This is a genomic window from Paenibacillus sp. FSL R5-0475 (assembly GCF_038004585.1).
In the GTDB taxonomy this organism is placed as follows: domain Bacteria; phylum Bacillota; class Bacilli; order Paenibacillales; family Paenibacillaceae; genus Paenibacillus_AQ.
Window position 1 is genome coordinate 6,526,933 of record NZ_JBBORK010000001.1, and the last position, 13,556, is coordinate 6,540,488.

A 13,556-nucleotide genomic window follows, 5' to 3' on the forward strand; every position below is an offset into this window, starting at 1 on the left:
ATTATGCTTTTGGAGATAGGTTAAGGATGAAATGGTACTGAATAAAATATAATTTGACTTGGGGGTAAGGACAGATGAATAACAATATGAATAATCAGCCATCGTATAATGCTTATCCATATTTGCGTCCATCTGTTACCTTGGCTTACAGGTCAGCCTTAGAATCAGTGTATTCATTTCCGGTGAATCAACAACGCTATATTAACCGGTAAGGAGTTCTGTATTTAGGTGAAGCCCGGCCATGGACGATGGAGTCCATGGCCTTTTTTGCATATTTAGAAGGTTTAAGGGAGGGGTTAATATGTCGGAAATACATCAATCGATCATTCAGCAGCTTCGGACCATTGAATCTGAAGAACAAGTCCGCATTTTGTATGCGTGTGAATCGGGGAGCCGGGCTTGGGGATTTCCATCCAAAGATAGTGATTATGATGTTAGATTCTTATACATACGAAGACCTGAGGCATATTTATCTATTTTTGAGCACAGGGATGTAATAGAACGGCCGATCAGTGACATGCTTGATATTAACGGTTGGGACTTGAAGAAGGGGCTTAATCTATTTCGGAAATCTAATCCGCCTCTGCTGGAATGGTTAGAATCACCGATTCGCTATGAAGAAAAATACGCTGTAGCCGAAAGTATCCGTGAACTCTCGCCACAAAGCTTTTCGCCAAAATCATGCATTTACCACTATTTGAACATGGCGCGAGGAAATTACCGGGATTATCTGCAAGGCAGTGAGGTTAAAATTAAGAAATATTTTTACGTATTAAGACCACTCTTAGCATGCGCTTGGATTGAAAAATACAACGAAGTGCCTCCGCTCGATTTTAATGTGCTTGTACAGGATTTGATTCCACAAGGTTCAGAATTACAGGAAGCCGTGCAGAACCTGTTATCTCGTAAAATGTCCGGTGATGAACTAAATCTGGAGCCGCGCTTGGATGTTATCAATACTTATTTGGAGGAGAGAATTGCTCATTACGAGGCGGTTGCTTCTGCTTTTGAACAGAGTGTTGGTGTTATGGATGAAGCGTTAGATGTCTTGTTCCGATCAGCACTGATAGAGGTCTGGGGAGAAACGGGGCAATGGAACTGGTAAGTTCACAATTCAATAATTGTTAATTAAGGAGAGATGAAGCCTATGCATTTGATTATCAAGGCGACGGGGTCAGGAGCAGGGATGTTGTCCCATCTGCTGGCTAAAAACCCGCATAATTTATATGACAGGAGCGATAAAGAAGCTAGAGTGCGTATAGTATTCACTGCAGCTTCCGACGAAGAGACAGAGGCCGTTATCTATGTCACACCAGATCCAATAGCTCTAGTTAAAGGAAATACAGCTCATAATGACATCACACAATATATTAACGATCGGGAGTTTGTTACGAGCAGCCGGTTCTGCTCTTATATCCGTCCAGCGCTAGGTACAGCTCTTAATGGAAAGCCTAAGGAAGTATTTTTGCCTTGGGTAGATCACAAATTTCAATTGGAGCTGTCCTTTGGCCCAGTAGCATCGAACCTGCCTGATCACACGATTGAGGAACTGTTTCATGTACTTGGCTACGAGCTTGAGCTTGAAAGAGGAGATGCAGTGTATTCTTTTGATTTAAAAAGCCGCAGTTCTGCACGATACATTAGGCTGCGGGGAGAACAGACGCTGCAAACGGCCCTTCGTCAACTGTTCATTCTGATTCCGGCATTAGATGATGATAAGCATTATTTTATCAGTGATGATGAGATTGAAAAAATCAGGCGTTATGGCGAAGGTTGGTTGGATAGTCATCCGTTGCGTGCGTTAATTCTCAAGCGGTCACTACGATTTGCTAATCTTATTAAGCAATTTGATGGTGAGGAATCCACCCCTTCTTCTGAAAAAGTGGCTATTACTCCTGCTGAGATTTCAGCTGAGCCTAAAATTAGATTAAATGATCTGCGTTATGCGGCGATTGCAGAAACAGTAGAAGGGTTGGCCTTCAAGAGTAGTATTGTTGACTTTGGTTCCGGTGAAGGAAAACTTTCGGCAAGACTCGGAAGTGTGCCGGGCGTTAAGCAGATTTGGGCGGTTGAGCCTTCGGCAAACTCACAGTTACGCGCAATAGACCGCTTCTCGAAGCTTGAAGACCGAGAAGGAGTTACCGTGCCGACGCCTGTTACAGGTTCTTTGTTCTACTTCGATGAATCGCTGCGGAACAAGGATATTATGATTCTATGTGAGGTTATTGAGCATATCGACGAATATAGGCTGGCTCGAGTGATGGAGACTATTCTGGCGGAATATAGTCCTAAGGTATTGATCCTGACTACACCGAACAAGGAGTATAACGAGGTGTATGAGATGGAATCGGAAGAAATGCGGCATAGTGATCACCGTTTTGAATGGGGACGAGCAGAGTTCTCCGAGTGGTGTATGCGCTGGACGAGCTCCTTTGATTATTCGGTTGATTTTAAAGGAATTGGCGAGGGTTCTGACGCTTTTGGATACCCGACGCAGATGGCGATATTTAGGAAGGAGGGAGCAGTGTAATGACTACAGAAGAGCAAAAAGAAAAGCAACGAACCATTCTTTTTCCGCATGCAGGAATTATTGTATTGGTGGGTCCCTCCAATAGCGGCAAAAGTACTTTACTGCGTAGATTAGTAGATGAAGGCACGTTGTTGCAGACAGAAATCGTCTCATCGGATGATTTCCGTAGCATGCTTGGCGACACTGATTTTATGGATTGGAAGAATCGTCCCCGCGAAGAAGCAGATATTATTTTTAATGATTATCAGTTGCTCTCAAGTCTAGCCTTTGAAGCAATGAATTCAGTCATTGCCATGCGCTGCCGACTTGGAAAACTGACGGTGGTGGATGCTACACATCTGCAAGAGGAATACCGTAAGCAATATTTAGATTTAGCAGATAAGTATAATGTTCCATGTATGGCCTGGGTGCTCGATGTTACAGAGGAAACGCTGCTGGAGCGGGATGTACAGCGTGAGCATCCACGAGGACGCCAGCGGGTCAAGCAACAATATGGACAGTTCAAGCGTTCGCTACGGAGTGTTAAGGACGAGGGCTTTGCCTCGACTTATTTTTTGAAAAATACGGAGTCAGTACTTTTTGAACGTAAGCAGAACCCGCTTTGGGTTGAAATCGATAAAGGACTTGATATAATCGGCGACATTCATGGTTGTTATGAAGAGATGATCGAGCTACTCGAAAGATTGGAATATAAGGAAGACGAGAAAGGATTGTACAAACACCCCGAGGGTAGGCAGTTAATTTCTGTGGGGGATGTGATGAGCCGGGGCCCGGAATCGCTGAAGACGATGAGGTTTTGGAAAAAGCATGTAGATGCTGGAATCGCCCGCATGATCGACAGCAACCATGGCTGGAAAATCGCCCGCTACCTGGATGGTCGCAAAGTTACATTAAGTCACGGAGACGAGAATATCGCCGCTGAGCTGGAGGCGTTTGCGCTAGAAGCAGGCGATGAGGAAGCAAAAAGGCTTAGGGATGAACTTAAACAGTTTCTTTTGTCCGCGCCTAGCCACTTGTTGTTTGGCCGCAATGGCGTGCGGCGGGTCGTAGTTACCCATGCCGGAATTAGCGATGAATTTATCGGCAAGCAGTCCAAACGGATTCAGGACTTCTGCCGATATGGGGACACTGATGGAATGGATGGCAAGGGTGCTCCTGTAAGGAAAGAATGGTATGTCGAACACGAATCTGGGGAGATCATCGTCTGGGGGCATGATCCTAGACCTTTCCCAACCGTAGTAAAAAATACAGTGAACATCGACCAGGGTGCTGTATTTGGCGGATCTTTAACTGCGTACCGTTACCCTGAAGGAAAATTTGTTAGTGTTAAAGCGAAACGCGATTATGCAGGTGATCCGGACAGTCCGTTAATACGTTGGGAGCGGGGGAGATTCTCACCGCCTAACCTGCGTAAATTCGTGGAAGGCTACTCAGTCCAGACTGACCTTTATGGTGAAATAACTGCGCGCGGAGAATTCGTTAAAGCGGCCATAGACACGGTCTCCCACTTTACGGTTCCACTTGAGGAACTGGTATATATCCCACCGACCATGAGTCCGCCGCCTTCAGTGTCTATAGATGAGAACTATCTGGAGCATCCGCGTGAAGCTTTTGCTTATTTCCGCGCACAAGGTGTGAAGACAATGATCGCGGAGAAAAAGCATATGGGCAGCCGGGCCATCCTATTGTTATTCCGGGATGAAGAGGCGGCATTACCATATGTGGGCAGGCCGTCGTTAGGCACGATTTATACACGTACTGGCCGAGCTTTTTTTGACAGGGATACTGAATCTGAAGTGTTACGTAGGCTGAACGCGGATCTCGTGCAGGCGAATTATTTTGCGAAAAATAACACGGATTTGCTGCTCCTAGATGCGGAGATCGTACCGTGGAACTTGAAAGCGCGTGAGCTGATTTCCTCCCAATATGCACATGTGGCTGAAGCAGCACTGTTAGATCGGGAGCATCTTTTGGAGAAGCTGCGTGAGGCTGAAAGATCAGGGCGAGATGTTACCTCGTGGATACAGGAAATGGAGGAGAAGCTCCAGAATGCTCATCTTTTTAAGGAAGCTTTCCAAAAGTATTGCTGGGACGTAAGTGGATTAGAGGGGATTAAGATTGCTCCCTTCCACACGCTTGCGCATAGCGGACAAACTTTCTTTGAGCACAGCCATCTTTGGCATATGGAGCATAATCGTGAACTAGCGGAGTTGTCACCTTTATTTATGGAGACTGAATACCGCACGGTTTGTAATGAAGCGGACGAGGAACAGATAATCCGTTGGTGGGAAGAGATGACGGAGGATGGGCATGAAGGGATTGTTATCAAACCGGAAACGTTTATAACACGTAATGGAGATAAACTGGTTCAGCCTGCACTCAAGGTGAGAGGGCGTAAATATTTGCATATTATCTATGGAATAGATTATTTACAGCCGGACAATCTTGAACGCTTCAAGCAGCGCAAAACAAGCAAAAAAGAGCGAAATGCCTTAATGGAATGTGCGCTTAGCCGGGAATCGGTGGAACGTTTTATTCGTAAAGAGCCGATAGAACGCGTACATGAATGTGTGCTTGCTGCGCTGTCTTTGGAGTCTGATCCTGTAGATCCACGGCTGTAGAGAATAGAATAGAAATGAGTTATGAATTGAGGTAGAAATATAATGTTAAGCAATGCTACAGAAGTGTCGTTAAGTAAATTTATGACTAAATTGCTCCGGCATACTCCAGAGCAGTATGGCCTTATTTTGGATCCTGAGGATGGTTCCTGTACATTGGACGATTTGTTGTCCGTACTTGTGAAAGCTCCTAGATGGTCTGAGGTGACTGTGGGAGATATTCAGCAAGTGGTTGCAGGCTGCGAGAAGCAACGATTTGAAATCAATGGAGATCGAATCAAAGCTCGGTACGGGCATAGTCATACCAAAATTTCCTATGATCCGGGAACTCCGCCATCTACGCTTTATCACGGAACTCATACTGGCGTTCTCTCAGTTATTTTGGAAGAGGGACTCCAATCAATGGGACGCCAATATGTTCATTTATCCGAAGGGACACATTTTGCCAGTCTGGCCGGAAGCCGCAGAGGGAAATTGATTCTACTGACTGTTGATACGATTAGCGCTGGTCAAATGGGTGTAACTTTTTATTGTGCGGGTAATGAGGTATGGCTGGCGGACCCAATTCCGGCTTCCTGTCTTAATGTGTATACCCCATTGTAGAATTAGAACAACGTTTGGTTAGGAGGCATACTCACATGGATGGAATTTCAGATCACCTAGATCACGGATTACAGATTGTATTTATTGGTTTTAACCCGAGTATTCGTTCAGGTGAAGTGGGGCACCATTACGCGAATCCACGAAATAATTTCTGGAGAATCTTGCACAATTCAGGACTTACTCCTCGGCTATACGACGCGTCTGAGGACGGGGAACTACTTAAGCTGGGTTATGGTTTTACGAATATTGTTTCCAGGCCTACACGCGGAATCGACGATATTACCCGTGAGGAATATAATGAGGGCCGCGAATTGCTTCGCTCCAAGCTGGAATTGTATCGCCCACAGGTCGCCTGTTTTGTAGGAAAAGGTGTATATACAGAGTTTAGTCGTAGGACTAAAGCAAACTGGGGATTTCAAGGGGATGTACCTCCGAAGGTAGACGGTGTACGTGAATTTGTAGCTCCCTCTTCCAGTGGATTAGTGAGGATGCCTATGGAGGAAATTATAGGAATTTACCGTAGGTTAGCCGAGTTTACGCAAGAAAGCGACAGATGAGATGATGTGTTTGGTTGCAGAGTTATGGGCTTGAAGAAGTATGAACTTCAAACAAGAAACGAGCAAGTTTCCAGATTGGAAACTTGCTCGTTTTTATTACTTCAATGGACTAGCCGATGCGATTGTTCTTGTACGATACTAATCCGCAAATAATACATCAAGTCTCGATCAACAACAGAATGATAGAGGATAAGGATAGACAAACGCTGATCAAGCATAACACGGCAACGACTTGCTTCTGGCTCAAACCTGCACGAAGCAGGCGGTAATGAGCCTGGGTAGCGTCGGCCTGATAAATGGACTTGCCTTGGATAAAGCGTTTGACGACGACAAAAATATTGTCGAAGATCGGAACGCCCAGCGCCAGAATCGGGATGAACAGCGACAGGGCCGTAGCTTGCTTAAACGCACCGTCGAGTGCGATCACCGCAAGGATGAAACCTAGAAAGGTAGCCCCGGCGTCGCCCATAAAGATTTTGGCAGGCGGTTTGTTATAGCGCAGATAAGCAATGGTGACACCGACGAGTGCAATCGCCATAATCGCAGAAGAGGATTGCCCCTTAGTTAATGCGACAATAAATAGTGTTATGGCCGAAATAGCAGTTAAGGCGCCAGCCAAACCATCCATACCATCCGAGAAATTAATGACAGTGGTTACGCCGAAGATCCAGATAATCGTCAATAGAAACTGTAATACAACGGGTAGAACGATATAATCCCCTGAGAATGGGTTGTAGAAGCCTGTAAATGCGTTGCCGGAAAGATAAACAAGAACAGCCGCACTAACCTGCACAATCATTTTGGGCAGTGCCGGGAAATCCTTACCTTTTGTTTTGTACCAATCATCTATGGTACCTATGGTCAGCAGTAGTACGCCCCCTGCAAACAGCGCGACGGTTTCCATGGAGAATTCACGGGCAAATACCAGATAGGTAATGAAGAATCCAATGAATATGGCGTAACTGGCCGTAAGCGGTATAGGCTCTCTATGAATTTTACGCTCAACGTCCTGACGAGGCTTGTCCACAAAATCGAGTCGGAAAGCTAGTCTGCCGAGCGGCGGAATTAGAAAGTAGACGATAGAAAAAGACATTAGAAACGATAAAACGTATAATATGACGCTCACCACCGTTTTCTTTTTAAAATAACACAATTCGCTTAAAACTACCTTAAAAAAGTAAATTTTTGTCGTCTGACTGATAAGTTGACTTGATTGTATCACTGTAGTACCTTTTTGAGAAAAGAGTTTTGGGGGATATTTATGAAATACGACGTTATTTTATTCGATGCTGACGATACACTGTTTGATTACGGAATGGCAGAAAGTCACGCGTTATCTAACGCATTTCTACATGTTGGGATGCCCACAGGTGCTGAGGATTATGCTGCCAGTTATCAGGAGATTAATCATGCGCTGTGGCGTGATTTGGAGCAGGGGAAGATTAGTTCTGCTGCATTACGCGTGGAACGGTTTAATCGGTTATTCGCTGCGAATGCGCTGGAGCTAGATCCTGAGGCGTTTAGTGAAGCGTATCTACGTTTCTTAGGCGAGGGAACCTTTCTGATCCAGGGAGCGATCGAGCTGTGCGAGGAGCTTGCCGGCTGTCGATTAGCGATTATTACGAACGGAATTAAAGAAGTGCAAACTTCCAGAATCCAAGGATCACCGCTTAGTGAAACATTTGAGCAGATCATTATTTCAGAGGAGGCTGGTTGTCAGAAGCCGGAGACAGGGATTTTTGATTATGCTTTTGCCAAATTGGGGATTTCGGATAAGGAAAAAGTACTGATTGTAGGGGACTCCTTAACCTCTGATATTCAAGGCGGAATCAATTATGGGATCGATACTTGCTGGTTTAACCCGCTCGGTAAAGAGAATACGTCGGGTGTTCAACCGAAATACGAAATTCGAGTTCTGTCGGAGCTCTTAGACATTGTAGGCAAGACAACGGATCTTCAATAAAAAATAAGGTGTGAGCGCATCAGCGACTCACACCTTTTATTAAGTGAGCTGAAGAATCTTATTGCCGAGTATCCAGCGGCTTCAGATAAGCTTCGATTTGCTGGCGTTTCGATTCCAGAAATGGTGGCAGTGCAAGAGATTCGCCCAAACTTTCCATTGGCTCATCTGTTGCAAAGCCTGGTCCGTCTGTAGCTAGCTCAAAAAGAATGCCGTTAGGCTCACGGAAATAAAGGGAGCGGAAGTAGAAACGATCCACGAATCCGGAGTTAGGAAGCTGAGCTGTGCGTATATGCTCGACCCATTGCTTCAATTCCTCCTCGTTATCCACGCGGAATGCGACATGGTGCACACCACCTCGTCCTAAATGTTCCTGCTCTAGATCATTACGTTCCTCTAGGTGAACCTCTGCACCTGATCCGCCTTCTCCAGTCTCAAATACAATCACATCTGGCTGGCCCGCAATGGTTGAAGGATAAGTGCCTTTGCGGCGGAAGCCAAGCAATTGCTCCAGTACAACCGCCGTATGTTCTGCACTTTCTACTGTAAGATGTGCGGGACCTAGACCAACAATCCCATATTCAGCAGGTACCGGGCTTTTAGCCCAAGGGATGCCACCGGCAACACCATTATCATTTTCGTCGGATACTAGAATGAAACGTTGCCCTTCGTGATCACGGAAGGCTAAAGCCTGGCGGCCACCGATTGTTTGAATCGTTTCATGCTCTACGTTAAGCTCGGTGAAACGCTGCTCCCAATAGGTAAGTGCAGCATCATTTGGCACTCGAAGGGAGAGCGCGGAGATGCTGTTATTGCCTGCACGGTTGCGGCCCGCCATCGGGAGTTCGAAGAAAGTTAATTCGGTTCCGGGATTACCCTTCTCATCACCATAGAATAAATGATACACTGAAATATCATCCTGGTTTACTGTCTTTTTAATGAGACGCAGTCCAAGTACTTCGGTATAGAACCTAAAGTTTTCTTGCGCTTTACCTGTAATTGCGGATACGTGATGTAGTCCTTTTAATGTTAATGTCATGTGTAATTACCTCCGTGTTAATGCTAAATGTGAGTAAGTTATATTGTGATCTTTAAAAGATTTAGTGAGTATTATTAAGTTGCTATAATTTTAATAGTAAAATACGATTTTTGCAAGTAGATGTTTATGCATCATAAAATCCAGTTCATACATAAGGAGAGCGTACAATGCACACAACAACTAGCTTGATGAAACAATTGCAGGAGCTAAAGCTTGATCCATACGGGACTATTCTGGTCCATTCCTCTTTAAAAAGCATTGGGGAAGTAGATGGAGGCGCGAACACAGTACTGGATGTACTCAGTGAATATATGAAGGACGGACTGCTCGTATTGCCAACTCATACATGGGCTTATATTAATGCAGACAATCCAAGGTTCTCTGTTCAAGATTCCCCATCTTGTGTAGGGATATTACCGGAGTTATTCCGTAAACGTCCAGGTGTTATTCGCTCTTGGCATCCGACGCATTCTGTAGCGGCTTTAGGTGCAGATGCTGAGGAGTTCACTACGGGGGATGAACGCTGGGATACGCCGTGCGCCCGTGGTTCAGCATGGGGCAAGCTACTTGATCGAAAAGCGGAAATTGTACTGCTGGGAGTCGATCTTCGGCGGAATACGTTCATCCATGGCATTGAAGAGTGGGTCGATATTCCAGGCAGAATGACGGATACCCATGAGGAGCTATATACGGTGACGCCGGGAGGAGATGAAATCATGGTGCCTTCTCGCAGACATTGTGGCCTCTCTTGGTCGGAGCATTTTTGGAAGGTGGAGCGTGAGCTTGAAGAGGGCGGTGCCATGCGCAAGGGTAACTTTGGAGACGCGTTAGTCAGGGTATGTGGGACGGTAGAAACGACGGATATTCTAAGCCAGATGCTGACAGAGAATCCGGACCTTTTCTCGGATAATGAGCCACTGCATGGGGAGGACAAGCCGGTACCACTTCCAAAGACTAGGGCGTGAACAACTTAGAAGAGGCTAATTGAATGCCGATAAAGCATTTTTCAAACCACACAATCTGGAAGCCGCTATCAATGTATGGTATATTAATCTCACTAAAACATAGTAAGGAGATTGGAAATGGAAAAAACTTTGGTTTTTGGACACAAAAATCCGGATACGGATACCATTTGTTCTGCAATTGCTTATGCTGCACTCAAAAAGGAATTGGGCTGGGATGCTGAGGCCGTTCGTCTGGGCGAGGTTAGTGGTGAAACGCAATTTGCGCTTGATCATTTCGGAGTCGCTGCTCCTCGTCTGGTAGAGAACGTAGCTGGTGAAGCAAATCAGGTTATTCTTGTTGACCATAACGAACGCCAACAAAGTGCGAATGACATTGATCAAGTGCGCGTGGTTGAAGTTATCGACCATCACCGGATCGCAAACTTTGAGACTGCACATCCGTTATACTATCGTGCTGAGCCAGTAGGCTGTACAGCTACTATTCTTAACAAGTTGTATAAAGAAAACGGAGTTGCTATTCCTAAAGAAATCGCCGGATTGATGCTGTCTGCGATCATTTCTGATTCCTTGCTGTTTAAATCACCAACTTGCACTGCGGAAGATGTAGCTGCAGCACGTGAGCTTGCTGAAATCGCTGGTGTAGATGCTGAAAGCTACGGTCTCGACATGCTGAAGGCTGGAGCTGATCTTAGCGACAAGAGTATCGCTCAACTAATTTCCTTGGATGCAAAGGAATTCAAAATGGGTGAATACAAAGTTGAAATCGCTCAAGTGAACGCGGTGGATGTTAATGATGTTCTCTCCAAACAAGCTGAACTGGAAACTGCACTTACTTCCATTATTGCTGAAAAAGAATTGGATCTGTTTTTGTTTGTAGTTACAGATATCCTCAATAACGATTCTGTGGGTCTGGCTCTGGGTCGTGTTGCAGGTGCAGTAGAAACGGCGTACAATGTTAAGCTTGATGACAATAAAGCACTTCTCAGAGGTGTAGTATCCCGTAAATCGCAAATCGTTCCTGTTCTTACAGAAACAATTGCTAAGCTGTAACGCATTTTGACAATTGCACTCTGTTCGGTGCAGTAGCATTCATATAAGAGCCACGTCATCCATTGAAAGTTTTAAGGGTGACGTGGTTCTTTTTGTTTTACGACACATTCTGCTACAATACTTTGAGAGGTAAGAGTAACAACCAACATCTGGAATATAACAAAGAGATAGGGGATATTAAGAATGGAATTGTTTGCAACACTCGAGCAGGACGATTACGAGGAACTGTTATTTTGTCAGGATAAAGCATCAGGATTAAAGGCAATCATCGCCATTCATGACACTACATTAGGGCCGGCGCTGGGTGGAACACGGATGTGGACCTATGCTACAGAAGAGGAAGCGATTGTTGACGCGCTTCGATTAGCGAAAGGGATGACGTACAAAAATGCAGTATCTGGCCTAAATTTAGGCGGTGGGAAAACAGTAATTATAGGGGATCCCAAGAAGGATAAGAATGAAGCGATGTTCCGTGCTTTTGGAAGATACATACAGGGCTTGAATGGACGTTACATAACAGCCGAGGATGTTGGCACTACAGAAGAAGATATGAACATTATTTATCAGGAGACAGATTATGTTACAGGTACATCTCCTACTTATGGTTCATCGGGCAATCCGTCACCAGCGACGGCTTACGGCGTATACCAAGGGATGAAGGCAGCGGCCAAAGCAGCGTTTGGCAGTGATTCGCTCGAAGGAAAGACTGTAGCCGTTCAAGGCGTTGGGAATGTGGCTTTTTCGCTGTGTAAGCATCTTCATGAAGAGGGCGCTCGGCTTATCGTAACCGATATTCATAAAGAAGCAGTGGGGCGCGCAGTAGAGGCTTACGGCGCCAAAGCAGTCGATCCCGTAGATATTATCAGTACAGACTGTGATATCTATGCTCCATGCGCACTCGGAGCAACGATCAATGATGAGTCCCTCCGGGTAATTAAGGCGAAGGTGATCGCAGGCGCAGCCAACAATCAGTTAAAAGAGGCCTATCATGGCGATACTCTGCACGAAATGGGCATTGTGTATGCTCCTGATTATGTGATTAATGCTGGTGGCGTTATTAATATTGCGGATGAACTAAATGGTTATAATAAGGAACGTGCGTTTAAACAGGTTGCAAAAATTTACGATAACATCACCCGCGTGCTTGAAATCTCACGTCTAAATGGAATTCCTACTTCTGTTGCGGCAAATCAGCTTGCAGAGGAGCGGATTTCCTTATTAAGAAATACTCGTAGTACTTTCTTGCGTAACGGTCAACATGCTCTTAGCAGAAGATCACTACGGGGATAAGGTGCATAGGTACTTAAATTAGTCTTTCACAAGCAAAAACGCCGTTGGCGTCCTTTAAGGACGCCAACGGCGTTTTTGCTTGTTATTGTACCTTTTGTGGTTCTGGGTAAGTGACGCCCAGGGTGTCGACGGTTACTTTCTTCATCACTGGTGGCTCTTCTGGACGATCTGAACTGTCTGTTTTCAAGCCAACAATGGATTTAACCACGTCCATGCCTTCGGTAACTTTACCAAAAGCGGCATAGCTTCCATCTAGACTAGGATAAGCTGCATCCATAATAAAGAACTGGGAGCCGGCAGAATCTGGAGCCTGCGATCTTGCCATGGACAGAACACCTTCCGTATGCAACAGGTTATTAGTAAACCCGTTTCCAGAGAATTCTCCAGCGATGCTATATCCTGGGCCACCCATACCGGTACCATCAGGGTCACCGCCCTGAATCATGAAGTCAGGGATCACTCTATGGAATATGGTGCCGTCATAAAATCCTTTTTGAATCAGTGAGATGAAGTTGTTAACAGTGTTAGGGGCAACTTCAGGATAAAGCTCGGCTTTGATGATGCCTCCGTTATCCATCTCAATAGTCACAATGGGGTGGCTTGCTGTAGCTGAAGGGAGTCCTTCGTTAGCGCCAGCATTTGTCTCGCTGCTTGCGTTATTTCCTGCTGCTCCACTGCTGCTTCCATTATTACTGCTGGCATTGTTATTGGTAGGCTTATTACCGCAACCTGCTGCAATAACCATCACCAGGCATAACATGACCATTAGGATAGCAGATCTTGCTCGTGTAGACTTCACTAATCAATCTCTCCTTTTTCTTGAATAATCTCGTAGGTACTTCTCATAATAACCTCTTTGTCCCTTTACATGCAAAGGTCAGTTATGACATGTGGGATTGGCACATTCTCAAAAGAGGTTTACAATAATAGGAATGTTTCCGCGA

General features: G+C 45.3%; 12 protein-coding genes. 9 read left to right on the top strand and 3 right to left on the bottom strand.

What is annotated here, in order from left to right; translation table 11 throughout:
• The first annotated feature begins 301 nt into the window (after positions 1-301).
• The 5 genes from MKX41_RS29140 to MKX41_RS29160 are packed head-to-tail and all read left to right on the top strand — an operon-like array spanning position 302 to position 6,308.
• Entirely contained in the window at positions 302-1,105 is an 804-nt protein-coding gene (locus tag MKX41_RS29140; RefSeq protein WP_149646447.1) for a nucleotidyltransferase domain-containing protein, read from the top strand.
• Between the two features lie 42 nt (positions 1,106-1,147).
• Positions 1,148-2,530, top strand: coding sequence for a 3' terminal RNA ribose 2'-O-methyltransferase Hen1 (locus MKX41_RS29145; RefSeq protein WP_340974252.1), 1,383 nt, complete (start codon positions 1,148-1,150; stop codon positions 2,528-2,530).
• The gene (locus tag MKX41_RS29150; protein WP_340974253.1) at positions 2,530-5,151 is read left to right on the top strand and encodes a polynucleotide kinase-phosphatase; all 2,622 of its coding nucleotides are present in this window, start codon (positions 2,530-2,532) and stop codon (positions 5,149-5,151) included. Before MKX41_RS29145 ends, MKX41_RS29150 begins: the two co-directional genes overlap by 1 nt.
• Before the next feature lie 42 nt (positions 5,152-5,193).
• Positions 5,194-5,751, top strand: a complete 558-nt coding sequence (locus tag MKX41_RS29155; protein ID WP_340974255.1) for an RNA 2'-phosphotransferase — start codon at positions 5,194-5,196, stop codon at positions 5,749-5,751.
• Between the two features lie 35 nt (positions 5,752-5,786).
• Positions 5,787-6,308, top strand: a complete 522-nt coding sequence (locus MKX41_RS29160) for a mismatch-specific DNA-glycosylase (RefSeq protein WP_042185130.1) — start codon at positions 5,787-5,789, stop codon at positions 6,306-6,308.
• Between the two features lie 157 nt (positions 6,309-6,465).
• Here the strand turns inward: MKX41_RS29160 and MKX41_RS29165 are convergent, their stop codons facing one another.
• Entirely contained in the window at positions 6,466-7,401 is a 936-nt protein-coding gene (locus MKX41_RS29165) for an MraY family glycosyltransferase (protein ID WP_042124401.1), read from the bottom strand.
• 168 nt (positions 7,402-7,569) lie between these two features.
• Between MKX41_RS29165 and MKX41_RS29170 the strand changes: the two genes are divergently transcribed.
• Complete coding sequence (locus tag MKX41_RS29170; RefSeq protein ID WP_042185133.1) at positions 7,570-8,271, top strand: YjjG family noncanonical pyrimidine nucleotidase; 702 nt, start codon at positions 7,570-7,572, stop codon at positions 8,269-8,271.
• Between the two features lie 58 nt (positions 8,272-8,329).
• Here MKX41_RS29170 and MKX41_RS29175 read toward each other — a convergent pair whose 3' ends face one another.
• The gene (locus MKX41_RS29175) at positions 8,330-9,307 is read right to left on the bottom strand and encodes a ring-cleaving dioxygenase (protein ID WP_340974256.1); all 978 of its coding nucleotides are present in this window, start codon (positions 9,305-9,307) and stop codon (positions 8,330-8,332) included.
• A gap of 167 nt (positions 9,308-9,474) precedes the next feature.
• Here MKX41_RS29175 and MKX41_RS29180 point away from each other — a divergent pair, with 167 nt between their 5' ends.
• The 3 genes from MKX41_RS29180 (at position 9,475) to MKX41_RS29190 (ending at position 12,612) form a co-directional block, all read left to right on the top strand.
• On the top strand, positions 9,475-10,272 hold the full coding sequence (locus MKX41_RS29180; protein WP_340974258.1) for an AAC(3) family N-acetyltransferase: 798 nt from the start codon (positions 9,475-9,477) through the stop codon (positions 10,270-10,272).
• A 117-nt stretch (positions 10,273-10,389) separates the two neighbouring features.
• Positions 10,390-11,322: a manganese-dependent inorganic pyrophosphatase gene (locus MKX41_RS29185; protein WP_076283885.1), complete on the top strand. Its 933-nt coding sequence runs from the start codon at positions 10,390-10,392 to the stop codon at positions 11,320-11,322.
• A gap of 183 nt (positions 11,323-11,505) precedes the next feature.
• Entirely contained in the window at positions 11,506-12,612 is a 1,107-nt protein-coding gene (locus MKX41_RS29190) for a Glu/Leu/Phe/Val family dehydrogenase (protein ID WP_340974260.1), read from the top strand.
• A gap of 82 nt (positions 12,613-12,694) precedes the next feature.
• Here MKX41_RS29190 and MKX41_RS29195 read toward each other — a convergent pair whose 3' ends face one another.
• Entirely contained in the window at positions 12,695-13,378 is a 684-nt protein-coding gene (locus tag MKX41_RS29195) for a peptidylprolyl isomerase (protein ID WP_076299216.1), read from the bottom strand.
• Positions 13,379-13,556 lie beyond the last annotated feature (178 nt).

Excerpts from the sequence above, each read along its gene's own strand:
- MKX41_RS29140 (WP_149646447.1), top strand. The coding sequence starts at position 302 with ATGTCGGAAATACATCAATCGATCATTCAGCAGCTTCGGACCATTGAA.
- MKX41_RS29145 (WP_340974252.1), top strand. The coding sequence starts at position 1,148 with ATGCATTTGATTATCAAGGCGACGGGGTCAGGAGCAGGGATGTTGTCC.
- MKX41_RS29150 (WP_340974253.1), top strand. The coding sequence starts at position 2,530 with ATGACTACAGAAGAGCAAAAAGAAAAGCAACGAACCATTCTTTTTCCG.
- MKX41_RS29155 (WP_340974255.1), top strand. The coding sequence starts at position 5,194 with ATGTTAAGCAATGCTACAGAAGTGTCGTTAAGTAAATTTATGACTAAA.
- MKX41_RS29160 (WP_042185130.1), top strand. The coding sequence starts at position 5,787 with ATGGATGGAATTTCAGATCACCTAGATCACGGATTACAGATTGTATTT.
- MKX41_RS29165 (WP_042124401.1), bottom strand. The coding sequence starts at position 7,401 with ATGTCTTTTTCTATCGTCTACTTTCTAATTCCGCCGCTCGGCAGACTA.
- MKX41_RS29170 (WP_042185133.1), top strand. The coding sequence starts at position 7,570 with ATGAAATACGACGTTATTTTATTCGATGCTGACGATACACTGTTTGAT.
- MKX41_RS29175 (WP_340974256.1), bottom strand. The coding sequence starts at position 9,307 with ATGACATTAACATTAAAAGGACTACATCACGTATCCGCAATTACAGGT.
- MKX41_RS29180 (WP_340974258.1), top strand. The coding sequence starts at position 9,475 with ATGCACACAACAACTAGCTTGATGAAACAATTGCAGGAGCTAAAGCTT.
- MKX41_RS29185 (WP_076283885.1), top strand. The coding sequence starts at position 10,390 with ATGGAAAAAACTTTGGTTTTTGGACACAAAAATCCGGATACGGATACC.
- MKX41_RS29190 (WP_340974260.1), top strand. The coding sequence starts at position 11,506 with ATGGAATTGTTTGCAACACTCGAGCAGGACGATTACGAGGAACTGTTA.
- MKX41_RS29195 (WP_076299216.1), bottom strand. The coding sequence starts at position 13,378 with ATGGTCATGTTATGCCTGGTGATGGTTATTGCAGCAGGTTGCGGTAAT.